General features: G+C 51.7%; 21 protein-coding genes and 1 pseudogene. 15 read left to right on the top strand and 7 right to left on the bottom strand.

What is annotated here, in order from left to right:
• The first annotated feature begins 98 nt into the window (after positions 1–98).
• The gene (locus TX85_RS18680; protein ID WP_044481231.1) at positions 99–455 is read left to right on the top strand and encodes a hypothetical protein; all 357 of its coding nucleotides are present in this window, start codon (positions 99–101) and stop codon (positions 453–455) included.
• Here TX85_RS18680 and TX85_RS18675 read toward each other — a convergent pair.
• From TX85_RS18675 to TX85_RS18665, 3 genes and pseudogenes are all read right to left on the bottom strand, one after another.
• A pseudogene (locus TX85_RS18675) lies at positions 418–1,287 on the bottom strand (IS3 family transposase); the annotation flags it as partial. The gene TX85_RS18680 and the pseudogene TX85_RS18675 sit on opposite strands and share 38 nt — an antisense overlap.
• A gap of 14 nt (positions 1,288–1,301) precedes the next feature.
• Positions 1,302–1,592, bottom strand: a complete 291-nt coding sequence (locus tag TX85_RS18670) for a transposase (RefSeq protein ID WP_044481229.1) — start codon at positions 1,590–1,592, stop codon at positions 1,302–1,304.
• A 366-nt stretch (positions 1,593–1,958) separates the two neighbouring features.
• Entirely contained in the window at positions 1,959–3,221 is a 1,263-nt protein-coding gene (locus tag TX85_RS18665) for an MFS transporter (RefSeq protein WP_044481227.1), read from the bottom strand.
• A gap of 188 nt (positions 3,222–3,409) precedes the next feature.
• Between TX85_RS18665 and TX85_RS18660 the strand changes: the two genes are divergently transcribed.
• Positions 3,410–5,962 (top strand): DUF2339 domain-containing protein, encoded by a 2,553-nt coding sequence (locus TX85_RS18660; RefSeq protein ID WP_044481226.1) that lies wholly within the window; start codon positions 3,410–3,412, stop codon positions 5,960–5,962.
• A gap of 39 nt (positions 5,963–6,001) precedes the next feature.
• Positions 6,002–8,212, top strand: a complete 2,211-nt coding sequence (locus tag TX85_RS18655; protein WP_044481225.1) for a S41 family peptidase — start codon at positions 6,002–6,004, stop codon at positions 8,210–8,212.
• A gap of 85 nt (positions 8,213–8,297) precedes the next feature.
• Here TX85_RS18655 and TX85_RS18650 read toward each other — a convergent pair whose 3' ends face one another.
• Positions 8,298–10,619: a helix-turn-helix domain-containing protein gene (locus TX85_RS18650; RefSeq protein WP_044481223.1), complete on the bottom strand. Its 2,322-nt coding sequence runs from the start codon at positions 10,617–10,619 to the stop codon at positions 8,298–8,300.
• Positions 10,620–10,909: 290 nt separating this feature from the next.
• Between TX85_RS18650 and TX85_RS18645 the strand changes: the two genes are divergently transcribed.
• From TX85_RS18645 to TX85_RS18625, 5 genes are read left to right on the top strand one after another with little or no spacing between them, the layout of a single operon-like run.
• Positions 10,910–11,845, top strand: coding sequence for an ABC transporter permease (locus TX85_RS18645; protein ID WP_044481222.1), 936 nt, complete (start codon positions 10,910–10,912; stop codon positions 11,843–11,845).
• Positions 11,846–11,896: 51 nt separating this feature from the next.
• Positions 11,897–12,769 (top strand): carbohydrate ABC transporter permease, encoded by an 873-nt coding sequence (locus TX85_RS18640; protein WP_044481221.1) that lies wholly within the window; start codon positions 11,897–11,899, stop codon positions 12,767–12,769.
• A 53-nt stretch (positions 12,770–12,822) separates the two neighbouring features.
• Entirely contained in the window at positions 12,823–14,364 is a 1,542-nt protein-coding gene (locus TX85_RS18635) for an extracellular solute-binding protein (protein ID WP_044481220.1), read from the top strand.
• A 32-nt stretch (positions 14,365–14,396) separates the two neighbouring features.
• Entirely contained in the window at positions 14,397–15,347 is a 951-nt protein-coding gene (locus TX85_RS18630) for an MTP-1 family protein (protein WP_044481218.1), read from the top strand.
• A gap of 39 nt (positions 15,348–15,386) precedes the next feature.
• Positions 15,387–16,397 carry a glycoside hydrolase family 130 protein gene (locus TX85_RS18625; RefSeq protein WP_044481217.1) on the top strand — a complete coding sequence of 337 codons (1,011 nt, stop codon included), beginning with the start codon at positions 15,387–15,389 and terminating at the stop codon, positions 16,395–16,397.
• A gap of 16 nt (positions 16,398–16,413) precedes the next feature.
• On the opposite strand, the gene pdxR is transcribed toward TX85_RS18625, so the two are convergent.
• Positions 16,414–17,898 carry a MocR-like pyridoxine biosynthesis transcription factor PdxR gene (gene pdxR, locus TX85_RS18620; RefSeq protein ID WP_049895060.1) on the bottom strand — a complete coding sequence of 495 codons (1,485 nt, stop codon included), beginning with the start codon at positions 17,896–17,898 and terminating at the stop codon, positions 16,414–16,416.
• A 120-nt stretch (positions 17,899–18,018) separates the two neighbouring features.
• Here pdxR and TX85_RS18615 point away from each other — a divergent pair, with 120 nt between their 5' ends.
• Positions 18,019–18,570 carry a GNAT family N-acetyltransferase gene (locus tag TX85_RS18615; protein WP_233500796.1) on the top strand — a complete coding sequence of 184 codons (552 nt, stop codon included), beginning with the start codon at positions 18,019–18,021 and terminating at the stop codon, positions 18,568–18,570.
• Positions 18,571–18,684: 114 nt separating this feature from the next.
• Here the strand turns inward: TX85_RS18615 and TX85_RS18610 are convergent, their stop codons facing one another.
• On the bottom strand, positions 18,685–20,049 hold the full coding sequence (locus TX85_RS18610) for a S41 family peptidase (protein ID WP_044481215.1): 1,365 nt from the start codon (positions 20,047–20,049) through the stop codon (positions 18,685–18,687).
• Between the two features lie 144 nt (positions 20,050–20,193).
• On the opposite strand from TX85_RS18610, the gene TX85_RS18605 reads away from it, so the two are divergent.
• The 4 genes from TX85_RS18605 to TX85_RS18590 all read left to right on the top strand — a co-directional run bounded on the left by TX85_RS18605 (position 20,194) and on the right by TX85_RS18590 (position 23,946).
• Positions 20,194–22,545, top strand: a complete 2,352-nt coding sequence (locus tag TX85_RS18605) for an ATP-dependent DNA helicase (protein ID WP_187375178.1) — start codon at positions 20,194–20,196, stop codon at positions 22,543–22,545.
• 99 nt (positions 22,546–22,644) lie between these two features.
• Positions 22,645–23,088: a MarR family winged helix-turn-helix transcriptional regulator gene (locus TX85_RS18600; protein WP_044481214.1), complete on the top strand. Its 444-nt coding sequence runs from the start codon at positions 22,645–22,647 to the stop codon at positions 23,086–23,088.
• Between the two features lie 46 nt (positions 23,089–23,134).
• Entirely contained in the window at positions 23,135–23,344 is a 210-nt protein-coding gene (locus tag TX85_RS18595) for a VOC family protein (RefSeq protein WP_044481212.1), read from the top strand.
• Positions 23,341–23,946 (top strand): alpha/beta hydrolase, encoded by a 606-nt coding sequence (locus TX85_RS18590; protein ID WP_044481211.1) that lies wholly within the window; start codon positions 23,341–23,343, stop codon positions 23,944–23,946. The genes TX85_RS18595 and TX85_RS18590 overlap by 4 nt, the downstream gene beginning before the upstream one ends.
• A gap of 102 nt (positions 23,947–24,048) precedes the next feature.
• Here TX85_RS18590 and TX85_RS18585 read toward each other — a convergent pair whose 3' ends face one another.
• Entirely contained in the window at positions 24,049–25,101 is a 1,053-nt protein-coding gene (locus TX85_RS18585) for an LLM class flavin-dependent oxidoreductase (protein ID WP_044481209.1), read from the bottom strand.
• A 306-nt stretch (positions 25,102–25,407) separates the two neighbouring features.
• On the opposite strand from TX85_RS18585, the gene TX85_RS18580 reads away from it, so the two are divergent.
• Positions 25,408–25,824, top strand: coding sequence for an SRPBCC family protein (locus TX85_RS18580; RefSeq protein ID WP_044481208.1), 417 nt, complete (start codon positions 25,408–25,410; stop codon positions 25,822–25,824).
• A gap of 2 nt (positions 25,825–25,826) precedes the next feature.
• The coding region (locus tag TX85_RS27700) for a metalloregulator ArsR/SmtB family transcription factor (RefSeq protein WP_044481207.1) at positions 25,827–26,015 on the top strand (189 nt) is incomplete at its 3' end.

The following is a 26,015-nucleotide window of genomic DNA, read 5'->3' as shown; positions in this document are numbered from 1 at the left end:
GATTGAGGACACCCTCGCTCTCTCCACCGGAGTTGTGCTATGGGCTGCAGAAATAAGTGCGCAAAGGCACTAAAAATGTTGATGCGGGAGCTCGTGTGGTGATTATAGTGCAGAAAGGCATTAAAATTACTGGTGTGGGAGCTCATGTGGTGATTATAGTGCAGAAAGGCATTAAAATTACTGATTTGGGAGCTCGTGCGGCGATTATAGTGCAGAAAGGCATTAAAATTACTGATGTGGGAGCTCATGTGGCGATTATAGTGCAGAAAGGCATTAAAATTACTGATGTGGGAGCTCGTGTGGCGATTATAGTGCGGAAAGGCATTAAAATTACTGGTGTGGGAGCTCGTGCGGCGATTATAGTGGAGTTGTCAAAAAAAGTGCAGTTTGAAAACACACTCATGAAGAACCCCATGATTAAGCTGCCTGTGACAGCATTCTTTCGCGATAAATAGTTGGGGGCCAGCCCCCTGGATTAGAGGTGTAGACCCTCTGTCTGTTGTAATAGACCATGATGTATCGGAAGATAATCGATTTAATATAGGCCATCGGGTATTGCTCGGTTTTGATCTTATATAGCTTTTCTTTCTTTAGCGTAGCAAAGAAGCTTTCCATTCTTGCGTTGTCATAGCAGCGCCCTGTGCCGCTCATGCTCTGAACGGCATCTCGTTTAGCCAGACACGCTCGGAATGCCTGGCTCGTGAATTGGCTGCCCCGGTCGCTGTGATAAATCATTCTACGAGCATTTTTGGCCTTGCAGGCGTTCTCAAAAGCTTGGATGCAGAGTTCCTTACGCATGTTGTCATCCATGGCCAGACCCACGATCTCTCCATTGAAACAGTCCAATATGGCGGACACATACAGCTTACCGTCTAAACAAGGCACTTCTGTGATATCCGATAGCCACTTCTGGTTGGGGGCTGAGGCGCTGAAGTCTCTCTGGATCAGGTCCTCGCTCTTTTGAGCTGCCGCATCCTCATGTGTAATGCCGTTTGGATGACGCTTCACTTTCTTCAGCAGACCGTGCTTCTTCATGATGCGATAGACGGTGCTGTAGCTGGTCACGATCTCTTTTTGCGCTAGAGCCAGCCTAATCCGCTGGGCACCGTAATTGCTGTTGTCTTCATATTCTTCGATGATTTCTTTGATTTTGACCAGAAGGCGTTCTTGCCGCTCTCGTTTGGGTGTGGGCTTCAAGCTGCGGTAATAGCCTGATTCGCTGACAGCAAGTACTTTGCACATCTCTTTGACGGTCCATCGATCCCGTCGTTCACGGATGTAACCATAGAGCTGGCATGCTTTTACCGCTTCCGGTCTTTTGCGAAAAAACCAAGTGCGTCCTTGAGAATCTCATTCGCGCGCCGCAACTCGCTGTTTTCTCTTTCTAATTCGATTTCACGCGTAGTCTTATTGGCAGATGCATAAGCGCGGCCACTTCCGATATGCGCTCCATCACCTTGCAGGGTTCTTCGTTTCCTCCAGTCCTGCAAGGTGTGGTAGGCTACGCCTAACTGCTCGGCGGCTTTCTTGGGCCCGATCTCATCGCTTAACCTTACCGCTTCTTCTTTGAATGTTTTGTCGTACCGATTCATTCTCGCTCATCCCCTCATTAGCTTTCATTTTATTTCATACGAGGGTGTTTTTCGACTGCATTTTTATCGTAGCACTCCATAGTGCGGAAAGGCATTAAAATTACTGGTGCGGGAGCTCGTGCGGCGATTATAGTGCAGAAAGGCATTAAAATTACTGATGTGGGGGCTCGTTTGGCGATTATAGTGCAGAAAGGCATTAGAATGTCGGCATGAGATCCCATGCGGTGGAATTAGAGCTGCAAGAGCAAGCAAACGAAGTTGGGCGAAAAAGGGTTAGCACCTTTTCTCGCCCAACTTTTTATTTTGCGGACTTATCGGACTACTCCTTTACTTATTACGCTACCCTGACAAATGAGTCCGCCTATTCTAGAGCAACTCTTTTCTCCGCTTCAGATACATATAGAGGACCAAGCTCGCCAGAGAGCAGACGAGGGCGCATACGCCGATAAATCCGTAGCCTGCTTGCAGACCGCGCAGCAGTCCAAGCTGGGCGTTATCTCCCTGCTCGAAGAGCTTGCGGATTCCCGTAATGATAGCGCCAATGGCATAATTGCCGAGCATGCTGCCGACCCCCATCAGCGTGACGATGAAGCTGATGGCCGTATCGCTGTTGCCGCGATAGCGGTCTGCGATGAGCGCCATGACAGTCGGATAGACCGGGGCGATGCCTACGCCCGCAAGCGCGAACAGGAAGGCACCGGGTTCGCCGGCAACAATGGCAACAAAGGTCGAGGCGGCGGAAAAGCCGGCGAGAATGATCAATGACAGGGTGTAGCCGATCTTATCCGTGATGGGTCCAAGCAATAGCCGAGCCAGCGTGAAGCAAAGGAAGAAGGCGGACAGCATCCCTGAGGCTGCGGTGGAATTCCACTGGTAGGCCTTTTCCAGATAGTTAACGAGCCAGCCGCCGACGGCCATTTCGGAAATGACGCCGAAGGATAAAATAATAACCAGCATCCAAATGACCGGATCGCGCATAAATTGCTTGATGGAGATTCTCTCTACAGTGTCCTCGGATGCAGGTGGAGTAAATCGCCCCAGTAGAGCCGGAATAACCGGAATTAGAGACAGCATCAGTACGATCAGATACATTCCCCGCCAGTCCAGGACATGGCCGCCGATCGACACCCGCATCAGTCCGGTTGCCAGCATCGGTGCAACGATGGAACTGAGACCATAGAAGAAATGGGCCAGGTTCATCATCGTCCCCGTATTCCGAACGAAGATCTGCGCACCAAGCACGGCAAGCGCGATCTCCAGCATGCCGTTGCCTACGTACATCAGGAAATAGGAGCCCGATAAGGTGGAGTAGGTCGTGGAATAGAACATCAGCACACCGGTCAACGCCATTAAGACGAAGGAGGCAATACTGATCCACCGTACACCCCATTTATGAATCAGAAGACCTGTAAAGGAGCAGGCCAACAAATAGCCTAGCGAATTTAGCGAGAGCAGGGTGCCAATCTGCATTTCATCCAGAAAGAAGTCGCTTTGAATCCGCGGGATGGCAGGCCCTTTCACATTTTCCGAAAATCCAAAGATAAAAAAGCCGATAAATACAGTAAGCATCGGGAAGATCAAGCTCTTCCATTTTTGCTGACGTTGTGCAGCAGCGTTTGAAGTTGACATGTTGCCTCCGGTTACTAATTTGGTTAATGGTGGGTGGCCCAAAATGTCAGTGACAGGCCGAACAGGTGCAATCGTATCATATTTCTCAACCTGCAACCATAGCCTTATTTTATGAAAATTAGAGGTTCAAGCGGGTCGTTATGTAGTAGAATGGATAAAAGCACCAAACCACCCATGGGAGGGGAAACATGGATACCTACAGGCAAAGGCTGGAGCAATTGCGTGATGCCCAGCAAGGAATTGCCCGCGAATATCAGCAACTGCTGAGCGAGTATGAAGCGAATGACACCGTTCGCGAGAATGAGCAGCTGCGCGCAGGATATACGGAATACAGGCAGCAAGCGGAAGAACTGGCGGCTCGAATGCACGCCTTGAAGGAAGAGAACCGCAAGCTTCGCCAGGCCTTGTCCGAGCAAATGCTTGACGAGCGAATGGATTTCATTCGGGCCTCCAGACAGAAGCTGGACACCTATTTTTCTTCTGCATCACATAGCCATATGAACAAGCTGATTGCAGTAGAACAGTCTGCGAGGACTAAAATTGAACATCTTTATAAACAAGCCGGAAATTTCTTAGCTGCGGATCAGGAAGAGATGAGCGCCAAGCTTGCTCAATTGCAGGCCGAGCTGAACGGGAAGATGGCCGCACAGCGTCAGGCGCTGATGACCGAGCAAAGAAAGCTTCAGGACGATATCACATCCAGTTACGATCAGATGGCTTCCGAACCGTTGTCTGAAGAAGTGTTCCAGCGGCGGGTGAAGCAGAACCGTCTGGAAATGAAAATCGGATTGAACCTGCTTAGCAAGCTGGGCATATTGATGCTTCTGCTTGCCGTAGGGGCGGCGTTCCGCTATACATATCTTCACTGGTTTAATGAAGGGATGAAGTCGGCGGCCTTTTTCCTGCTTGGGCTCCTGATGATGGCAGGCGGAGAATGGCTGTTTCGGAAAAAGAGACAGGTATTTGCGCTCAGCCTCCTTGGCGGCGGGATATCAGTGCTTTACGGCTCGGTCTTCTACAGCTATTTCCTGCTTGAAATATTTAGTCTCGCCGCAGGAATGGCGGTATCCGTTCTGATTACAGCGGCGGCGGTGGCGTTGTCTCTGAGATATCAGTCGCGCACCATCTGCAGCTTCGGGCTGGTCGGGGGATACCTGCCGTTCTATTCCTATATGTTTGCTTATGGAATGGAAGGGAACGCCGTCTATGTCGCGATGGGCTATTTATTCCTGCTAAGCAGCCTAATCCTTGCCGTATCTCTTCGTAAACGCTGGACCATTGTTCACTACATAAGCTTCGGACTGCATGTGATTTCTATGCTTATGCTAGTCTACCAAGCAGAACTTCCGGCGATCGGGATGCTCTATGCAGTGGCTTCCTTCGCCCTGTACCTGGGTGTGACCTTGTATCTGCCGATGAAGCAGCAGGTCCGGTTAAGCGGAATGGATTTTGCCCTGCTGGCCGTCAATACAGCTGTCAATTGTATTGTGCTGTATAGCCTGCTCTATAGCGCCGGATGGGAGAAGCTGGACGGCTTGCTGTCGCTGATCTTCTCCGCCGTATACCTTGCGCTGGGGATCATCTCGCAGCGTCGTCTGCCGCAGGAGAGAGGCACGCGAATTCTGTTCTATGGAACTTCGGTGGCCTTTTCCCTCTGGATCATTCCTTTGCAGTTCGGCATCCATTATGTGTCCGTTGCCTGGCTGCTGGAAGCCCTCGTTCTCTCTGTATTGGGCCATTTGTATCAATCCCGGAGAGTCGAGCGGATTGGTTGGATTATTACGGCGCTCTGCGTCTTCTCGTTCATAGCTGTCGATATCTTGTTCGGGTTAGTGGACATAAGCCCGCTAGACTTCGAATGGAAGTATACCTTCCTGTCCATGGGCCTGCTGGGGCTAGCTTTATTCTATGCCTTCAGACTGCGCCTTCCGGATGTGGCGGGCCGTTATGGCCGCGGAGAAAAGGACAGCATATCTGCGATAAGCAACTCGGCTCTAGTTAATATCTGGTTTTATGCGCTTTATGAGTCCGGAGCGATGTATGAAAGGTTGATGCCGTACAGCTCATCGCTGTACGACTTTTTCAGGCTCCTGCTCTTTGCTTGCGTTACTCTGGTCCTGGCCTATGCTCTATCGTCCGTATCGGTTCTAAGAAATGCCTTCATGACTTATTACTCGCGAATCTTGTACGGGATCGGCTACCTCATAGCCATTGTCGTCACGTTAACTCTGCCGGCATTGAATCCTGCAGGGGTTCCGAATGGCGCGGAGAATATTGCGGGACTGCTTATTCTGATCGCGCTTCAGGCAATGGTGCTGCTTAGCGCACGGGATCTTCTATCGGAAATATTCTTGTCGCATAACGGGAGAAGGGAATGGTATCCGGTTCTGCTGGGGCTTTACTTGCTAGGCATCATTACAGCCTTCCTGGGCGTACAGCTCCGGCTTGGATCTATCGGCTGGCTGTTCAGCATGACCTATCTCCTGCTGGCATTGGGATACATCGGATACGGATTCCGCCGGAAATACTTGCAGATTCGCAGAATCGGTCTGGGTCTCACCCTGTTCTCCACCGGGAAAATGCTCTTATTCGATCTTAATCTGATGACAGCCGGAAGCAAGATCATTGCCTTCTTCGCGTTCGGTATCTTGCTTCTGGGAATCTCCTATCTTTATCAGCGTGTGTCAAGCTCACTTGAGGCAGCAATGGAGACGTCGGAGCAAGAAGAAGTGTCGGGATAAAGAGAGTCTATTGGAGAGGAACGATCATCATTGAGGACCATGTTGCGTTTGTTGCAGTTTGGTATTTTTATTCTGGGAATGGGGCTGGTAAGCGGATGTCTGGATCTTCCTGAGGCGGCTCCGTATCAAGTTCCCGAAGAGCTGGATCAGAAGATTTATGATACGAATGAAAAGGGAATCAACCTAATTCAAGAGGGACGCTATGAAGAGGCGATAGCCTCTCTTGAAGAATCCATAGGTTATGTATATGAGGTGGATCCTGAGCTTGAACAATTAGATCGGGAGAAACGCGTGCCTGCGCTCCTGGATGCTCCGTTCAACAATCTAAGCTGGGCGTACCACGATATGGGCGACTATGAAAAAGCTTTGGCTTATGCGGACAAATCCATGCTTATGCTTCCTAATGATGATGTGGAGAGCGTCAATAGAGCTAATGCTCTCTATGGCCTGAATAGGATCGATGAGGCACTGTCCAGTTACGAAGAAGCCATCCGACTAAATAGCCGCAATCCGGAAGCGAACTATGGAATCGGCATGATCAAGATCGATCGGGGAGACTATGCTGATGCCTTAAAGCGGTTCAATAATTACCTGAAGGAATATCCGGCTGATGGCGATGCAGCCGCCATGAGAGTATATACGCTGCTTCGTTTAGACCGGGGAGATGTGGCTCAGGAGTATGCTGATAATTTTATGGAGCGGTATTCAGATGCTTATGAAGGGACTTGGGCGAAAGGAGCCTATATTGAAGAAACCGCTGAATATGATGAGATTGCGAAGTTTTATGAAGATGTTGCGGCGCTGTATCCCTCGGAATGGCTGGCTCACCGCAAGCTAGGCCAGATTTATTATGAATACGGCGAATATGAGGCGGCATTGAAGCTTTTTCAAGGTTTGACTGTCCAATTTCCGGAGGAGCCGGAGCTGGATGAATGGTTGATTCGAGTGTACGGCGCACTCGGGGATATGGAAGGAGCAGAAGGTGTATATACTGGCTCGGACGATCCGCACCGCTTGCTAATGGTCATGGGACAATTCTATCTGGACCAGGGACATTATATGAAGGCGGTCTCCTTCTTTGGTGCCGAAATCGTGAATAATCCTGCTAACCAGAACGGATATGCGAAGAAGCTTCAGGCGCTTAGCTGGGGCAAACGCTATGCCCGCTGCGCTGAATTCGGAGCACAGGCGCTGGAGGCTCTAGTGCCAGTCTCTGCGGATATTCCTTGGTATACCGGGTGGTGTGAAATGGAGCTTGGGAACGATGAGGCTGCAGCCAAACATTTCCTTCAGGCCACGGAGATCGATCCCGACGATTATGAGGCTTGGTCAAATCTCGCCCTTACGCAGTTGAAGCTGGGCAATGAGGCCGAGGCCCGCAAATACAGCGAGCGTGCTCTGGAAATCTATGATAACGACAGCACGGCTACCTATGTCAAAGATACCTTAAACAGTTACAGTGAGCCGCTAGGGACACGGATCAAACAGTTTTTTAAGGACAACTATCTGTATGGGAAAGATGCAGCCAAATTGGAACGCAGTCTGGAGAAGCTGGACACACCCGGACTGACCGGGTCCGAGATCGCTGCTATTATCGATCAAGCAAAGCAACCGGAAGACCGCTTTACCTTTCTAATCTACGGGGATCTCTATGACCAGTTAACGGGAGTCGGCGAAAGCGACATCATCTATACGGATATGGGCGATATCAGCTATTTTAAAATTGACGGCTTCTCTGAAACTACAGATGATCAATTCATCAGGCTGGTAGATGACATTTCTTCGCCTGAAGAGAAGACGTTAGTATTGGACTTGAGAGGTAATGGAGGCGGACTGACCGAGAGCGCCAATAATATACTTGACCTCCTGCTGCCGGAGCTTGTAACCAGCACCTTGATTTATCGGGACGGGACGAGCTACAGCTATTACTCGGATCCCGACCAGATTTCATTCCGCAGCATTGCGGTTTTTGTCGATGAAAATTCGGCAAGCGCAGCCGAACTGCTCACGCTGGGGCTCAAAACTTATGGGGATCGCGTTACGGTCATTGGACGTACGACCTTCGGAAAAGGAGTCGGACAACTTGTGTTCGAGGACAAGCAGCATAAGGTGATGCTGTATGCCGTAAATCACTATTGGAACGTAATGCAGAACAACATTACCGATACCCGGATCGTTCCGGATATTAAAGTCACGGGCAATCAACTGGAGAGCTTCATGAACAAGGTGCCGGAAGTCTCCGCCCCATAATGAAGGTGATCTAGTCCAGACCTGGTGAAAAATCAGCCTGACTCGCGACTCGAGCCAGGCTGATTTTGCATTTCACGGATGAGGGTCAGTCATTTCTCATTTCCTTATTTTTTATTGCTTCCTGTTCCCGAAAGGCCGACGGAGATAAACCGAACTTTTTCTTAAAGAGCGTTGAGAAATAAGTCGTATTGTATATGCCGACTGACTCGCTGATTTTAGCAGCGGTCTCATTGGTCGATGCCAAAAGCTCTTTGGCCTTTTCCAGTCGAATCTGATTCAGGTATTCGTTGAACGACTGCCGGGTCGCCCCCTTGAACAATTTCCCCAGATAGCTTGGAGATAAGCCGGCAATATTGGACACAAGCTCAAGGGACAAATTAGGTTCGGCGTAATGCTCCTGAATGTAGGCTTGCACCTTTTCGATGACAATATTGTGCTTCTGCGCGTTGATCCAATGGTTCTTCTCCTCGATCAGGCTGCAGATATTGGCGCCGTATTTTTTGAAGATGCTCTTGATCTCCGCCAGATTCTCGGCGCCCTCGATATCGGTGACGGCATCCAGATATTCTGTGAAATTAGAGTCCGGAAGATGCCGCAAATAATCAAAATGCTTGAGCAGGGACAGTAATAACTGGATGCTGTAGGTGATCACCTGATTAACCGAACCGACGGATATGTGTTGGATAAACTGCTCGGTCGCTTCCTCAATATTGTCCGGTTTGCCGGATTGCACCGCCTCGATCAGCTTCTTCTCGCAATCGGTCGGGTAAATCAGGGTTGTCATGATATGCGGCCGGGTTGTCAGAGCATCCATGATCGATTCTTTTCCATAGATCAGCCTGTATTTTACATATTGCTGTGCCGAAGTATAGGAGAACGAGATGTTTTTTCTGCCATAGGTCATGTCGCCCACCCCGATCGAGACCGTCATTTTAAAGTAGCGCTTCAGGAAGCTCTGTACGTTGCGCAAGGCAGGCTTCAGCTCCTCCGGCCGTTCGCTCTTCGCGAATTGGCAGACGGCCACGGCTTCATTTTCCCCCGTAATCAGATAATCGCACTGTCCGAGAGGCTCCAGCATTTCCTTGGCAATATTGCCAAGGACGAAGCGCAAGAGCGGCTTTTGCCCGCCTTCGGCTCCTCCTCCCCTTGGCGGCTCCATATCGTCGATTTTAAACACAATGACACAGAAATAGGAACCGGAAAGCTCCTCCTCGATATCCTGAATCAGCTCCTCCGGGACGGAGGTATCAAGCGAATTGCTTCGCAGCAGGGAGTGCAGATAATGCTCCTGAATCGTTCGGGATGAGCGGTCGATCATGAATTGCATCGACTTTTCCTTCTCCAGCAAGGAATTGAACATTTCAGCGATGACCTGATATTCATCGATATACGAGGTCTTTACTGAGGCCGAGTTCTTTATGATCTTTTCAAATAAGGCGGAAAGCGGCCTATAGATGCTTTTGCTCAGAAATATAGAAGCAAGCAGGCCCGTCAGCACGATTCCTCCTGTCACAAGCAGCGTAACATTGCGAAGGTGGTCGATATTGGAGATCAGGCTTGAGTACGGGGTAACGCTTACAAAATACCAGTCCATTTCCTCGGATTTTACATAGGCGATCAGATGCTTCTTATTATCTATATTGGCCGTAAAGCTGTTCTCCGCCATATCCTCGCTCAAAATCTGCTGCACATACTGTGTTTCGGACAAATCGTCCAGAAACTGATTGGAGTCCGTATGAGACAGGACCTTGCCTTCATTGCTCATGACGAACACGTTATTGGCCGAATCGGTGATGCCGATTTTGCGGATCGTCGTCAAAATGGATTGTTCCTCAACGTTGATATAGATGAGCGGGTTGCCTGTGGTTAGCAACGAATAGTCCGGGTACAGCAGAAAGGTCAGAAACTTCAGCGGCACCCCGTTATTGCGGTGAGGGACGGTCAGACTCCGCGGGTAAAACTCCATGTATTGCTCGGCGCTGATCGCGTAGAGCGATGAATCGAACGGCAGTCCGGCCGTGTCGACTACCGTTTTCGTGGACGGCCGGTAGATCCCGATACTGTAGATGTGCGGGTACGCGCTTTGAATCTGGGACAATTGCTGAAAAACATGATAATTAGTTGTCTTGTTCTCCTCCGTATTATTCAGGAAAGAGGTAATTTCCGGCTGGGTAAGCAGGGAATTGCCGATGATCATGGCTTGATTATAGATGACGTCAGAAGCATAGCTGATCTGGGATAACATGGCTCTGGAATTGCGATCGATTTCCTGGACTGCATTCCTGGAGAAAAAATAAAAGAGATAAGTGGATAGCACACTTACTGTGAGAAGAATCAGCAGGAAATATGAAATAGTCAGTTTCTGGAATGCCTTATAGCGAACAAGACGATTCATGGTGATTAGCATAAGGGTTCCCTCCGTTGCAACCGCTTTAATTTCTTCAATATAAAATAAAGCCGATTCAAAAGATACTCTATTCTTTAAAAATGAAAATCAGTTCGGATTTTTGAAAGCCCTTTATTCAAATCGTGAAAGCGAAATCCGGTATTTAAAATAGGCAACGCCAGCCCGTTGATATAGAGTTTATAGCAAGCGGCGGAGGTCCAGCCGTTCGCTGAGCTTATGCTTCCCAAGTGAGTTTTGCACAAAGCCGATTGAGGAAGCAATGCCCACCAAACATTTAGGAGGATGCGAAATTGGAAAAGAGACAGCGACGGGCATTCGGCATATTTTCTGATATCCGTAACAACCGAACATCTTACCTGCTGGTGCTTCCGGCCATGATCTACACCTTTATCTTCGGGTATATGACCTATCCTTACATGGTCATTGCCTTTCAACGATTCAATTATACGAAGGGGATTTTCAATAGTGAATGGGTAGGGCTGGAAAACTTCGAGTTCTTCTTTCGCTCCTACAAAGCGGTTACAGTCACCTTCAATACCATTTTCTTGAACGTGCTCTTTATTGTCTTTGGTACGCTGACGGCGCTTATCATTTCGCTCATGCTGAACGAGCTGCGCAAGAAGCTCTTTGTCAAGATCAGCCAATCGGTCATGCTGTTCCCGCATTTCATCTCCTGGATCGTAGTCAGCTATGTGCTGTATGCCTTCTTCTCCATGGATATGGGAATTGTAAATCAAATGCTTAATGCGCTCGGAATTGCTTCGGTCAACTGGTATACGGAGCCGGAGGTATGGCCTGCCATTCTTACGGCAATGCACGTATGGAAGGGAGCGGGAATGAGCGCCGTGATTTATTTGGCCACCATTGCGGGCATCGATGAGACCCTGTATGAAGCGGCCCAGATTGACGGAGCCAACCGGTGGCAGATGTGCCTGCGCATTACGATTCCTCTGATGATGCCTACAGTCGTAATTTTGACCTTGCTCTCGATGGGCAAAATTATGTATGGGGATTTCGGGATGATTTACGCCTTGGTCGGCGACAACGGCACCCTGTATTCGACCACGGACATCATCGATACGTACGTATTCCGCTCCTTGCGTCAGATCGGCGATCCGTCGGAAGCAATGGCTGTCGGACTGTTCCAGTCCGTTGTCGGGTTCATTCTCGTCTTCGGCACGAATGCGGTTACCCGCAAATTCTTTAAGGACGGGGCCCTGTATTAAATTCCAATCCGGCAAAGGCCTGCCGAAGTAAGGTTTTAGGAGGAATTAGTCATGAAGAAGTTTTCCCTCAGCAAGGTGGTCATGTATTCCCTGGTCACGATATACTCAGCGTTGTGTCTGTTTCCGATGCTGCTGGTGCTCATGATCTCGGTGACGGATGAGGATGCCTTATTAAGGAACGGCTACAGTTTTTTCCCTGAGAAGTTTTCCTTGTATGCCTACAAATTGATTTTCACAGGCGGCTCACAGGTTATGCAGAGCTACGCCATTTCAATCCTCGTTACCATCGTTGGAACGGTACTCGCTGTTTTGGTGACATCCATGGCCGGATACACGCTGGCGAACAAGAATGTCAAAAACCGTAACCTGTTAGCGCTTTATTTTTTCATCACCATGATTTTCTCAGCAGGGATTGTGCCCTGGTATTTAATGAATCGCTCGCTTGGTCTGACCAACAATATTCTGGCGCTGATTATTCCGTCGCTCCTGTTCAGCCCGTTCAATCTTTTTCTGGTCCGCAACTTCATGAACGGCGTGCCCGATTCGCTGCGAGAGTCGGCAACCATAGACGGTGCCAACGATATTACAATTGCGTTCCGGATCTATCTTCCTCTGTGCATGCCCGTCCTGGCGACGATTGCGCTCTTCTACGGGCTGGACTACTGGAACAACTGGTGGAATGCGATCATGCTGATCGACAACAAAGAACTGTACCCGCTGCAATTTATGCTCTTGCAGTTGCAGTCGGAGATCAGCATGCTGAACGAGATGACGATGCTTGCCGGTACGAGCGGGATGACGCTTCCTGCGGAATCCGTCAAGATGGCTACGGCGATTGTGACGATCGGGCCGATCATCTTCCTCTACCCGTATTTGCAAAAGTATTTTGTGAAAGGCTTGGTTATCGGCTCGGTTAAAGGTTGATCATCCCCTTTGGGGTTGACATAAATAAAGCATCATATAAGGAGGTCTATTTTATGAAAAAGCAGTACGCATTTCTACTGGCCGCGGTTCTTGTCCTTTCAACATTGATAGGATGCGGCAAGGCTTCTGACTCGGCGAACACCGGGTCGAACACAGAGAATGGCAGCAAGCCTGCCGAGACGGTCAAAATCAAATATTTGGTTCCCGGCACGGAGCCGAAGGACTACAAGGAAGTATACCAGAAGGTCAATGAAAAGCTGGCCGCAGACGGGGTAGGCGTGGAAGTGGAAAAGGTCTATATTCCTTGGGACGCGTGGGACCAGAAGCTGAACTTGATGCTGTCTACCGGGGAAGATTTTGACCTGTTCCACGTCATGCAGGACCGCACTCCGTTCTCCAGCTACTATAATCGCGGTGCGTTGGCGGATATCTCGGATGCGATCGAAAAGTACGGGGAGAACCTGAAGAAATATATTCCCGAGGATATCTTCGATGGCGCTAAAATTAATGGCAAGTATTATATTGTTCCTTCCTATTGGGTTGAAATGGCCAGTGAAGGCCAGTTCAATATTCGGCGCGATATTCTCCGCGAGAATAATCTCGAGGAGCCGAAGACTCCGGCTGAATTGATCAGCGCCTGGGAGGTTGTCATGAAGAACTGGAAGGGAAACAACAAGCCGTATCTGGGCACACGGGCGGACTTTGACCCGATCTTCCTGCACACGTCCATTCTGCACCGGACTTATGACTCCTTCCCCTTCACGGTGAAGGATAAGTTCTTTTATGTGAATCAAAACGGCGAGGTCAAGTCCTGGATTGAGACCGAGGAGTTCAAGAAGGATGCGTCCTTCATGCGTGAATTGTACACCAAGGGGATTTCCAATCCCGATATTCTGGTCATGAAGCAAGAGCAGGTAGACGCGCAGCTCGACAGCGGTGAATGGTTCGTCCGCTTGGGCACCGGCGGAAGCCTGAGCGGGCTCCAGAAATACAATCCCGAAGCCACTGTAGATGATATCGGAGTTGTATGGTTCAACCCGGAGAAGGAGTACCTGCGTCCGCTCACCTTCAAGAACGGGAATGCCGTGCCAGTCAACAGCAAGAATCCGGAGGCGGCCGTTAAATTCATGGATTGGATGCTGGCAAGTCAAGAAAACTATGATCTGGTACAATATGGTATAGAGGGCAAGCACTACACCGCGGACGGTGAGAAAGGATTCAAACCGATCAAGGATCCGAATAACAACAACAATCCTGGATATAGAGGCTCCGACTCGCAGAACGGCAACGTCAACTTTATGCGGTTTGACTTGGAGAACAGCATTCCTGAGAACAACGCCGTCTTATTTGAGGCCAAACCGGATGCAATAAACAGCATTGCGGCGAACTTTATCTTTGACCCGACGAATGTAAGAGCCGAATACACCAACATATTGTCGGAAGCTTCGGCAAGCATTACTCCAATTTATATGGGTGTTCAGGATTACGACGAGGCCTTCCCGGCAGCGCTGGAAAAGATGAGAAGAGCGGGCCTGGATAACGTGGTTGCCGAATATCAGAAGCAATTTCAGGAATACCTGGCTACTCTTAAATAAAGGACCGAAATCAAAGGAAGGTGTGGAGAACGTTGACCCTGAAGCAGAAGAGAATTGAATTTGAAGCATCCAAAAAAATCTATGAAAGTGCGACCCTGGTCTTTCATGGCGTGGACGGCTTTGATGTCTACAATATTTCAATTCCATTCCAACGGGACGGGAAGCGCTATTTGTTCGGGCGGGTGGAACGGCGCAATGAATGGGCCCGCTCGTGGGTGCGCCTGTTCGAGGAGACAGGACGGGATGAATGGACCGTAGTAAAAGATAGCATGATCTATACACTTGAGGATCCCTACATCACCGAAATCGGAGATGAGCTCGTTATGGGCGGGACCCATGTGCAATACCAGTCCGGAAAATACAGTACGTTCTTCGGTTACTTTTTCCGGGGTACCGATCTTCACGACTTGTACTATTTCACAACCGGCCCTAATAAAATGAAGGACATTCGTCTTGTTCCGTTGGCGGATGGCAGGATCGGCGTCTTCTCCCGTCCGCGCAATGCCGAGATGAAAGGCAAATATGGAAGCGAATCCATGATCGGCTTCACGGTCATCGACAGGTTGGAGGATTTGACTGCGGATGTCATCGAGAGCGCACCGTACATTCACGGCATCTTCGGAGAAGGTGAATGGGGAGGCGTCAATCAGGCCTATCTGCTCGACAGCGGCAAAATAGGGGTTATCGGTCATATCTGCCATCAGGATAAGGACGAGAGCGGTCTGGAGGTGAAGGTATACCTGAACATGGCCTTCGTCTTCGATCCGGCAACCCGGGAGTCCGTTGACCTTCAGCTGATCGGCAGCCGCCCCTGCTACCCGCCCGGGCCTGCTAAAATACCGCATTTGGTCGACTGTGTCTTTTCTGCGGGCATTGTGATGCGCCCGGATGGCAAGGCTGATCTTTACAGCGGCATTGGCGACTGCGAAGCAGGGCGTATTACAATCGACTATCCGTTTGAAGGACATGGGCGTCTTGTCTAGAAGAGGCAACCATTGCGTACACTAGGAGGATACTGATATATGAAAACCCAAAATATGCCGATCATCGGAGCGCTGGCGTCCAGCCCCCTCATTCGCCGTCACCCGGCTAATCCTGTGTTGGATGCCGCCCGCGTGCCGTACCCCACCGCGCTTGTCTTCAATGCGGGCGTCGCCAGGTTCGGCGGACGCTATGTCATGGTATTCCGCAACGATTACGGTTCGCTGGAGAAGCAGACGATCGAGCCGAGCCATACGACGGACCTGGGCATTGCCTTCAGCGACGACGGCATTCACTGGACGGCGGGGCCGAAGCCGATCTTCAAGCTGCGGGACGAAGAGATTGTGCGCGCTTATGATCCGCGTCTGACGGTCATCGACGGACGCTGCTATATGTGTTTCGCCGTAGATACGAAGCATGGCATCCGGGGAGGCATTGCGGTGACGGATGATTTCGAATCCTTCGAAATTTTGAGCCTGTCGACGCCAGACTTACGGAATATGGTACTGTTTCCGGAGCGTATTGGCGGCAACTACGTCCGGCTGGAGCGCCCGTTTACGGTGTACAGCCGCGGCGGAGCGGACCGGTTCGACACCTGGATCTCGGAGTCGCCGGATCTGACCTATTGGGGCCGTTCCGAGCTGCTGCTGGCGGTAGAGCAGGTGCCTTTTGCCAATGACAAGATCGGCCCTGCTGCACCGCCCGTGAAGACGAGCAAGGGCTGGCTCACTACGTTCCATGCGGTGGATATCGACCCCGCCAGAGGGAAGAACGGCTGGGAGCCGTCATGGAAGAAACGGTATACGGCCGGCATTATGCTGCTGGATCTCGACAATCCGAAGAAGATCCTCGGGATGAGCAGATCACCGCTGCTTGCGCCTGAAGCTTCGTACGAGACGGATGGGGGCTTCCGCAATGACGTTATTTTCCCCGGCGGCATGGTGCTGGAGGAGGATGGAGAGGTAAAAATCTATTACGGCGCCGCCGATACGGTGGAATGCCTGGCTACCGCCCATGTGGACGACCTGATCAAGCTCTGCCTGGAAGGATGAGGATAGCCCACGGCCATTACTCTGATCCCGACCAGGCTTGATGCAAGGCTAGTATGCCATCGTCGATCCGGTCGGATGGAATGCCTCCGAATCCTAGAAGGAAGCGGGGCGGCAGTTGCTCCGGCCGCTGATTCCAAAAGGGAGCCTCCGACGCAATCCGAATGCCGGCCTGTTTCGCCTTGCGAAGCAGGCCGGTCTCCTGTTCCGGGCTCGACAGCTCCAGGATGAGATGCAGTCCGGCGCTACTGCCGGAGATCGCAGCCTTGCTCCCAAAGTGGCGGGTAATGGCCGAGGACAACTGCAGATTCTTCTTTCGATACAGGCTGCGCATGCGGCGAATATGCCGTTCAAAATGGCCTTCCTGAATGAATACCTGCAGTGTCCGTTGATGGATGCGCGAACAGGATGCCTCAAACAGGATGTTACAACGCCACGAATGGAAGCCCGGAACAAGCGGTTCGGGAAGCACCATATAGTGGATGCAAAAGTCGGGGGCCAGCACCTGCGAGAATCCGCCGAGATAGACCACATGCTGATTGGGGACGAGCCCCTGAAGGGACGGAATCGGCTTTCCGGCATACCGGAACTCGCCGCCATAGTCATCCTCTATCAGGAAGCTGTCCGTTTCTTTGGCCCATTCCAGCAGCTCCAGCCGTCTCTTGACCGGCATCACGCATCCGGTAGGGAACTGGTGGGAGGGAGAGATATAGGCAAGCCGGGCCCTGCTCTGCCGGAGCAGATCCGTGCGCAGGCCGCTCGCGTCCAGCGGGATGGGGCTTACATCAAAGCCAAGTGACCGCAAGGTGTTTGGGACGAGCGGGTAGCTCGGGTCTTCTGTAGCCACTCGACACAAGCCGCTGAATTCCTTCAAAATCTGCCCAAGAAATTGAAGCAGCATATGCTGCTCGGAGGCGACAACAATTTGGTCCGGAGTGCATCTTACGCCGCGAAACTGACGAAGATAACGGGCGATTTCCAGCCGCAGCTCCGGTTCTCCCTGAGAATCACCGTAGAAGAGCAAATCCCGGGTATCCGGGCGGAACAATTGGTTGTTGATTCTTCTCCAGATGCTGAAAGGGAAGAGGCTGAAATCATTTTTTGATAAATGAAAATCAAATTGATATGGATTCCCGTCCGGGGGATGGCTTTCAGGGGTTGTGTCGCCTGCCGATAAAGGAAGTGGGTTCCCGGAAGCAGGGGGGACATCCCCCCTCAGCCGGATCCCCAGCTTTTGATAAGTCTCGGGCAGCTTCACGACGAAATATCCACGTCTTGGACGGCTCTCTATGAAGCCCTCCGCCACTAGCTGCTGATAGGCAAATTCCACCGGGGTCGTGCTCATATTTAAATATTCCGCATACTTCCGGATCGAAGGCAATCTGCTGTCTTCCCGGAGTACGCCAGCTATTATTTGCTGCTTCAACGCTTCATATATTTCCTGATAACGTGGAGTCGATGCCGTGCCGCAATAGACAGGCGATGGGAAGCTGTTCATATCCATGGGATTACCGCCCTTCTGCAACCAGTCTGTCCTTACAGATTTATAAAATCTGTATATTTTGAAGTATACAGTATCATGGTACATTAGGTTCGATCGAAAAATAAAGGAGATATGAAAAGGATGAAGCAAATCAGGTTTTTAGCGGGGGAGAAGGTTTACCTGCGGCCGATCAGCGTAGAGGATACGGAATGGTACTTTCATCAGTTATTTGACGCCGAGACCAGGCTGCTAACCGGCACCCAGCGCCATTTCACGAAGGAAGGCATCGCTTCCTATATTGAACGGAAGAATCAGGATGATACCAGTGTGCTGCTCTTGATTGCCCTGAATGATACGGATGAGCTCATTGGAGATATCGCGCTGCAGGACATGGATGTCTATAACCGGAATTGTAATATCCGCATTGCAATCAGCTCCAACGCCGAGACCGGAAAGGGCTATGGAAGCGAGGCGCTTAAGCTGATGCTGGAGTATGGCTTCGGTGTGCTCAACATGCACCGGATCGAGCTGAATGTCTTTGACTATAATCCCCGGGCGCTGCATGTCTATGAGAAGCTTGGCTTTCGGCGGGAGGGGGTCCAGCGTCAGGCCCTGTTCTACAACCATGCTTACCACGACTCCATTACGATGAGCATGTTGGCGCATGAGTTCCGTGAGCTTCATCATCGCTGATAGGCTTCTCAGATGTAAAAAGAAAAAAGTCTGCCCGCTGTCCTGGCTAAAGGGAATGCGGACAGACTTTTTGTGTTGGGTTGACCAAAGTGGTTGAGTCCGTTAGCGCAGGGTTCAGTTGGACAACGCATAGTTCAGTACGACATCGTTGCCTTTGACGTAATCCTCAAATGCAGGAGTCATCTCCACATCAGGGATAAAAGTGCCCTCGCCCGGATTTTTGTAGCTGAAGCTGCTGCTGAACTCGAAGTATTTTGTACTGTAACCGATGGGAAGCTGCGAGTTGGGCAACTGAAACATTCTTACATCGCCATAGCAGTCGATGGCTCCTCCTGAGCGCTCCCCGACGGTGACGGCATTCGGTGCAGCTTCAATGGTGCGGTAAATGGCAAACATTCCGGAGGAAAATGTATTTCGTCCGATCAGAATGAACACCTGCATGTCAGGGTGCTTGGCGGTATAGTTCTTCAACGCTTTGGTGAATGGGTTCAGAACCTCAGAGTCACCTCCGCCATTGCTTCGCAAATCCAGGATTAGCCGCTTTGGCGACTGCTTTTCGATTTCTTTGAACATTTGCTTGTTGAAGCTGCTGAACTTCAAGCCTTCTTGCTCAGCACAGGCATTGTACTCGAAATAGATCGTCTGGTGCTCCGGGAGATAACGGTACTCATAGTTTTGCTCATATAGGCCGGTAAAAATGTCTTTTGTTGCTGTGTTTATCCAGTCCGCCTCTTCCCCGTAATTGAGGATCGGGATAAGGAGATCCTGCTGCTCTCCCTCCTTCTCAACGGTAAATAGGGTGCTTTTCTCATTGTCGATTATTCCCAGCCCATGCATATGGACCGGCGAGGCGAAATACTCCGGAAGACGCGCCATCAGCCAGCTTTCGTTCTCATAGGAGACAAGCTCGGTCAGCTTGTCCACAACTTCATCGATCGGAACTCCGTTGACGGCGGTTATCCGTGCGTTCAAGGCTTCCTGAAGACCTTGATCGGCATTCACTACATAGATGTCTTCTCCGAACATGTAGAACTGAAGCGGATAAGTATAGCCGTCCCAATAATTGATGGAAGTGTGGGCATCCTTGATCTTGGCGATGATCTTATTGAGTTCAACAAACACCTGGTTGTTATTGAGCCGATCCACCTTGTCGGCCAGCTCCTCCAATTGCCGGTTAAATGCTTCCTCCGTCAGATACGTGAACGGATACTTATGCTTCCTGGGAAATTCTTCGGCAAAATACAGAATATCCTCCCGAAGGAGACGATTGCGTACCTCATCTGTGAAGCTGCCCCGCAGAATGATCTCTCTGGCCTGCTGCGGATCCAGCTTCGGCGCAGAAGCTTCGGCATCGGTAGTTACAGAAGCTTTGTCGACAGGAGGGCCGCCCCCAAGACAGGCTGTTAACGAGGCAGCAAGGGCAGAACATAAGAGCCATACAACGCTGAAACGAATAAAGCGCTTCTTCTTCATCTTCATGGAAGCATGCCTCCTTTTTTGAAATGAATACCAATATTTTTCCATAGGGGGAAGTAATCCGATAGGAACAAGATCACGTTCGGCATCTGTGGTATAATTGGAACAAATGTTCGAGTTCGATGGGCTGCTGAAAGAAAGGACGGCATGGATGGTTTGAAGAAGACGAGGAATCGAGAGACAGAGGCGGAAGCAGAAGTAGAGGTGGAGGCAATCCCTTTCATTCAAATAGCGGTCCGACCGCTGGTGGAATATGTGCTGCGCAGCGGGGATCTGAACAGCGGGTTCAGCCGGCCGAATGCGCTTGTGGAGGGAACGAGGGCACATCAGCAAGTGCAGCGGCAGTATGGCGAGCAGGATCAGAAAGAGGTGTATTTGTCTGCAGAGATTCCGTGCGGCGAGTTGGTCTTTCTGGTGGATGGACGCTGTGACGGTCTGCTTGTGCTGGAGGACGGCGGGCTGATGATCGACGAAATTAAGTCGACCTCCGGCGATTTGACGCTCATCGAAGCCGAAACTTATCCGGTTCATTGGGCCCAGGCGAAATGCTATGCCTATATGGCAGCTCTGGAGCGCGGGCTTGAGTATATGGCGATTCAGCTAACCTACATGCAGCTTCCGTCCGGGGAGCTGAAGCGGTTCCGGCAGAAGCAGGAGTTCGCAGAGCTGGAGGCCTTTGTTCATGAGTTAGTGAAGAGCTACGCGCCGTATGCCCGGCTTCTGATGACTCACCGCGGCCAGCGCGATCAGAGCATTACCGCATTGCAGTTTCCCTTTCCGGACTACCGGGCAGGACAGCGCAAGCTGGCGGGCGCGGTATACAAGTCGATCCAGGAGAAGGTCAGCCTGTTCGCCAAGGCGCCGACGGGCATCGGCAAGACGATCTCGACGATCTTTCCGGCCGTCAAAGCGATCGGGGAGGGACATCTGCAGCAGATCTTCTATCTGACAGCCCGGACGACGAATCGCGCGGCGGCGGAAGCTGCCTTCTCCTTGCTGGAGGAGGGAGGCTTGCGGATGCATGCCGTGACCCTGACCGCCAAAGAAAAGGTATGCCTTCAGGAGCAAGTAAGCTGTCGCAAGGAGGACTGTCCGTTCGCGGACGGCTTCTATGATCGGATCAACGGCGCGGTGCTTGATATTTTAACTAATGAGACCTTGCTTGGCAGGCAGGTGATTGAGACTTATGCGATTAAGCATCGGGTTTGCCCGTTTGAATTTTCGCTGGAGCTGGCTTATACCGCAGATGCGATCATCTGCGATTATAACTATATATTTGATCCCAGAGTCTCGTTAAAAAGAATGTTCGCCGAGCAGAAGGGCAAGGCTGCACTGCTGGTGGACGAGGCGCACCATTTGGTGGACCGGGGCCGGGATATGTATTCCGCAGAGCTGGCCAAGCGACCCTTTCTCGAGCTGCAGCGGGCGTACAAAGGCATCAACGATGGCGTGTACCGTGCTGCGAAGGCCGTTAACAGCTGCTTTGTTGCCCTGCGCAAGGAAGCGGATGGACCGCATCGAATCGATACGGACAAGCCGGAAGCTCTGCTCAAGCTGGCGGAGGATTTTCTGGTTGAGGCGGAGCGGGAGCTCTTCTCGCCCATGACAGGCGGTGCCTTGGCAGAGAAGGCGGAGCTGCTTCTTGAGACATATTTTATGGCGAACAACTTCCTGCGGACAGGCAAGCTCTATGATGAGCGATACATCTGTTATACGGAGTTTGCATCCAATGAGGTACGACTGGTCCAGTTCTGCCTCGATCCTTCTAGCTTGCTGCGCGAGGCCGGCAAGAGCTTCCGCTCGCGCATTTTCTTCTCCGCAACGCTGTCGCCGCTGTCCTACTTCCGGGATATGCTCGGGGCGAACGAAGAGGATTATACCCTGAGCGTACCGTCGCCGTTCTCCCGGGAGCAGCTTCAGGTGCGGATCCTTCCGTATTCGACCCGATACCGGGACCGGGACCGGACAAAGGCCTCCATTGGCGGATTGCTGAGGACGGTACTCCTGGAGCGCAAGGGTAATTATTTGTTCTTCTTTCCTTCCTATGCCTATATGAACCTGATCTATGAAGAAGTGGCCGTAGGCCTGCCGGAAAACATAGCAGTGATGCGGCAGACGGCATCCATGTCGGAGGCAGAAAGAGAGCAATTCCTTGCGGCTTTTGAGGCGGAAGACGGACAGACATTGGCTGCATTCGCCGTTATGGGCGGAATTTTCTCCGAGGGGATCGATCTGGTAGGCGATCGCTTGACCGGAGTGGCCGTAATCGGGATCGGGCTGCCGCAGATTGGACTCGAACGGGAATTGATTCGGGATTACTTTCAGGCCCGGGAGAAGGACGGATATGATTATGCCTATGTTTATCCCGGCATGAATAAGGTGCTTCAGGCTGGAGGGCGGCTGATCCGCTCGGAGAATGACCGCGGACTGCTGCTGCTCGTGGACGATCGCTACCTCCAGCCGCATTATGCCGGGTTATTGCCGGAGGAGTGGAAGTAGCCCGTGAGCGTGTTCAAGCTTGCTGCCCTTGACAACTAGTTCTAAATTATTTATCTTTATATTAAGATATAACAAATTTAAAGCAAGGAGGGTTTCGCTATGAGCTATCCGCAGCAGGATGCTTTGAACCTTCATATTGCGCTAACCAGAGCCAGTCAATGGGTAAATGCACATATGGACAAGGATATACGCAGATTTGGTCTGACGCGATCGGAATTTGGAGTGCTGGAGCTGTTGTATCATAAGGGCGCTCAGCCGATCCAGCAGATTGGCGGCAAGGTGCTGATGAGCAGCGGCAATATCACTTATGTAGTGGATAAGCTGGAGAAGCGCGGCTTTGTACGGCGCAATGCCTCGAAGGAAGACCGCCGTTTGATTTATGCGGAGATTACGGAGGAAGGTACCGCATTCATTCAGGAGGCATTTCCCAAGCATGCAGAGGTCATTGCTGAAGTCATGTCCGGTCTGTCGGAAGAGGAGAGACGGATTGCTGCGGAGCTGTTGAAGAAGCTCGGTAGACATGCACAGGCTACCTTTCAATAAGATTTTACCGATTGGGCAGGAAGGGTCTTTTGCCGTATTCCATTCTATGGCAGAATTAGGTAATATAAACGATATCAACCTTGAACCTATGAATTATGGCGCCGGGGGTGCAGGGCCAGGCTTTTCCCGTGATGAGCCCCTGAGCCGTAGGGGAGAGAAGCTGATGCTTCCTGCCTGGTTTGAGCAGCAAAGAGAAGCCATCGAAGCAAACTTGGAGCCGATTCAGGTTCGGTTATTGGAGGGAGACCAGGAATGAAGCATATATTTCAACAAGGGATCGATGCTAAAGCGCCTGTGCTGCTGTTATTGCACGGAACCGGAGGGACAGAACAGGATCTGCTCCCGCTTGCCGGAATCATCTCGCCGCAATCGTCAGTACTCAGCCTCCGTGGCAGCGTTCTGGAAAACGGTATGCCCCGATTTTTCCGCCGTCTGGCAGAAGGGGTATTTGATGAAGAGGATCTGGTTCTGCGCACTGAGGAAATGCATAGCTTCCTTGGCGAAGCAGCAGACAACTACGGATTTGACCGAAGCAATATCGTAGCGATAGGCTACTCTAATGGAGCCAATATCGCGGGTAGCCTGCTCTTTCATTACAGTGCGGCGCTGTGCGGCGCGATTCTGCACCACCCGATGGTTCCGCGAAGAGGCATAGAGCTGCCGAAGATGAACGGGCTTCCGGTATTTATCGGAGCAGGGACAAACGATCCGCTCTGTTCTCCGCAAGAGACAGAAGAGCTGGAGCGGTTGCTTGCCGGAGCAGGGGCCAATGTCACGGTACAATGGCAATCCTCTGGTCATCAGCTCACTAAGGGAGAGATTGACGCGGCATCCGCGTGGTATCAGCATCATTTCTAAACTAACAGCAGTCAGCCCCGTCGCGGAAATGCCGACGGGGCTGACTGCTGTTTACGATGGGGATTGAATTCATGAACGGCGGCGGATAAGAGGCATAGGTGATTATCTCATCAACTCCGCCAGCAGCTTATAGGAATGCAGCCGGGCCTGATGATCATAGACCTGTGTGGCTACGATCAGCTCGTCTGCGGCGGTCTCCTCCAGGATCTGTTCCAGCTTCTTACGGACAGTCTGAGGCGAGCCGATAGCCGCGAAGCTAAGCTGACGATGGACAAGCTCCCGCTCCTGTGGAGTCCAGATCGTGTCCATCGAATCGACCGGCGGACGAAGCTGCCCCGGCTGGCGGCGAATCAGGCCCAGGAACTGCTGCTCCTGGCTTGTCGCCAAACGCCGGGCCTCTTCATCGCTGTCCGCCGCGATGACATTGACCGCGACCATCGCATAAGGCCGCTCCAAGTGCGGCGAGGGCTCGAACCGGGAGCGATAAAGCTCCAGCGCCGCGATCAGATAGTCCGGCGCGAAATGGCTGGCGAAGGAGAACGGCAGGCCGAGCACGGCTGCGAGCTGAGCGCTGAAGCCGCTCGAGCCAAGCAGCCAGATCGGGATGTTCAGCCCTTCGCCCGGAACGGCCCGGACCCGCGGCGGCAGAGCCGGGCCGTCGCCGGGCCGGAAATATTCCCGAAGCTCGCGGAGCCGCTCCGGGAAGTCCTGGCCGTCGCTGCCCGGACCGCGGCGCAGAGCCTGTGCCGTGAGCGGATCAGACCCGGGCGCACGCCCGAGTCCAAGGTCGATCCGCCCCGGATACAGCGACTCCAGCGTGCCGAACTGCTCCGCCACTACCAGCGGCGAGTGGTTCGGCAGCATAATCCCGCCCGAGCCGACCCGGATCGTGCTCGTGCCTGCGGCGATATGGCCGATGACCACGGCCGTCGCAGAGCTGGCAATGCCAGGCATGCCATGGTGCTCGGCCAGCCAGAAGCGGTTGTAGCCCCAGCGCTCGGCATGCTGGGCCAGATCAAGCGAGCGGCTCAGCGACTCGGCAGCCGAGCCTGAGACCGGAATTGGAGCCAGATCCAAAATAGAGAGAGGAATCGCCGTTGCACCTCTATCCGTACGATCGGCTTCCGTGTGAAGGTGATAATTCAAGTCAGACATAGAGCAAAGACCTCCTGTATTCAAATTTGCGCTCCGTAATGGCAAGTCGCAAGGATAGCTGAATTGCTAATTGGACACTATCATACCAAAAGTAAGTTGATGAGTAAAACTCCCTTGGGATGATTTAGTTCAGTCAAAGCAATCCGCAGGCAACAGCGATCGTAAGAATATTCCACACATTGCCCCCAGCATGCGTCATCCTAATTCTATATAGAAACTAAAGAGTTTCATATTTCTCGCATAAGAAGTATAATAAAGTGAAACCATATGGTTTCCTATATAAAAATCCGAAAGGGAGTATTTCTAATGTCTACTCAAGCATTACCCGATATTCGCAAGACAATCCTTGTACATGCCCCGCTCCAAAAGGTGTGGGAAGCGGTATCCACCCCCGAAGGGCTGGCGGCCTGGTTTATGCCCGGCAATCTGCAGCCGGTGGCAGGTCATGAGTTTATTCTCGAGGCAGGACCCTTTGGTCAATCCCCTTGCAAGGTGCTGGAGGTTGAGCCGGAGAAGCGGTTGTCCTTTGCCTGGGGCAAGGATTGGACGCTAACCTTTGAATTGGTGCAGCAGGGTGATCAGGTTGAATTCACGCTGATTCACAGCGGCTGGACAGCTGAGCAATTGACTGAATTCGGGGAGCCGCACGAGCTGGTAAGAGGCCGGATGGACGGAGGCTGGAGCGGCATCGTGAAGAAGCTGTCCGCCTTCTTGGAGGGCTGAGCATGCCAGCTTCATCGGCAGCACAGCAGCAGGATATTTTTCAGGCGGTAGCGGATCCGACCCGGCGGGAGATGTTAAGCCTGATTGGCGAGAGGGAATTGCCGCTCAAAGAGCTGACGCCGCATTTTCCCATGAGCCGTACCGCCGTATCCAAGCACCTGCATGTTCTTGCCCATGCAGACCTCGTCCTG

This window comes from Paenibacillus antibioticophila, from assembly GCF_000455265.1.
Classification (GTDB): domain Bacteria; phylum Bacillota; class Bacilli; order Paenibacillales; family Paenibacillaceae; genus Fontibacillus; species Fontibacillus antibioticophila.
This window is presented reverse-complemented; position numbering and strand designations above follow the sequence as displayed.

Excerpts from the sequence above, each read along its gene's own strand:
- pdxR (WP_049895060.1), bottom strand. The coding sequence starts at position 17,898 with ATGGATATGAACAGCTTCCCATCGCCTGTCTATTGCGGCACGGCATCG.
- TX85_RS18650 (WP_044481223.1), bottom strand. The coding sequence starts at position 10,619 with ATGCTAATCACCATGAATCGTCTTGTTCGCTATAAGGCATTCCAGAAA.
- TX85_RS18660 (WP_044481226.1), top strand. The coding sequence starts at position 3,410 with ATGGATACCTACAGGCAAAGGCTGGAGCAATTGCGTGATGCCCAGCAA.
- TX85_RS18625 (WP_044481217.1), top strand. The coding sequence starts at position 15,387 with ATGAAAACCCAAAATATGCCGATCATCGGAGCGCTGGCGTCCAGCCCC.
- TX85_RS18665 (WP_044481227.1), bottom strand. The coding sequence starts at position 3,221 with ATGTCAACTTCAAACGCTGCTGCACAACGTCAGCAAAAATGGAAGAGC.
- TX85_RS18605 (WP_187375178.1), top strand. The coding sequence starts at position 20,194 with ATGGATGGTTTGAAGAAGACGAGGAATCGAGAGACAGAGGCGGAAGCA.
- TX85_RS18585 (WP_044481209.1), bottom strand. The coding sequence starts at position 25,101 with ATGTCTGACTTGAATTATCACCTTCACACGGAAGCCGATCGTACGGAT.
- TX85_RS18600 (WP_044481214.1), top strand. The coding sequence starts at position 22,645 with ATGAGCTATCCGCAGCAGGATGCTTTGAACCTTCATATTGCGCTAACC.
- TX85_RS18595 (WP_044481212.1), top strand. The coding sequence starts at position 23,135 with ATGGCAGAATTAGGTAATATAAACGATATCAACCTTGAACCTATGAAT.
- TX85_RS18635 (WP_044481220.1), top strand. The coding sequence starts at position 12,823 with ATGAAAAAGCAGTACGCATTTCTACTGGCCGCGGTTCTTGTCCTTTCA.
- TX85_RS18670 (WP_044481229.1), bottom strand. The coding sequence starts at position 1,592 with ATGAATCGGTACGACAAAACATTCAAAGAAGAAGCGGTAAGGTTAAGC.
- TX85_RS18640 (WP_044481221.1), top strand. The coding sequence starts at position 11,897 with ATGAAGAAGTTTTCCCTCAGCAAGGTGGTCATGTATTCCCTGGTCACG.
- TX85_RS18655 (WP_044481225.1), top strand. The coding sequence starts at position 6,002 with ATGTTGCGTTTGTTGCAGTTTGGTATTTTTATTCTGGGAATGGGGCTG.
- TX85_RS18610 (WP_044481215.1), bottom strand. The coding sequence starts at position 20,049 with ATGAAGATGAAGAAGAAGCGCTTTATTCGTTTCAGCGTTGTATGGCTC.
- TX85_RS18580 (WP_044481208.1), top strand. The coding sequence starts at position 25,408 with ATGTCTACTCAAGCATTACCCGATATTCGCAAGACAATCCTTGTACAT.
- TX85_RS18590 (WP_044481211.1), top strand. The coding sequence starts at position 23,341 with ATGAAGCATATATTTCAACAAGGGATCGATGCTAAAGCGCCTGTGCTG.
- TX85_RS18615 (WP_233500796.1), top strand. The coding sequence starts at position 18,019 with ATGAAGCAAATCAGGTTTTTAGCGGGGGAGAAGGTTTACCTGCGGCCG.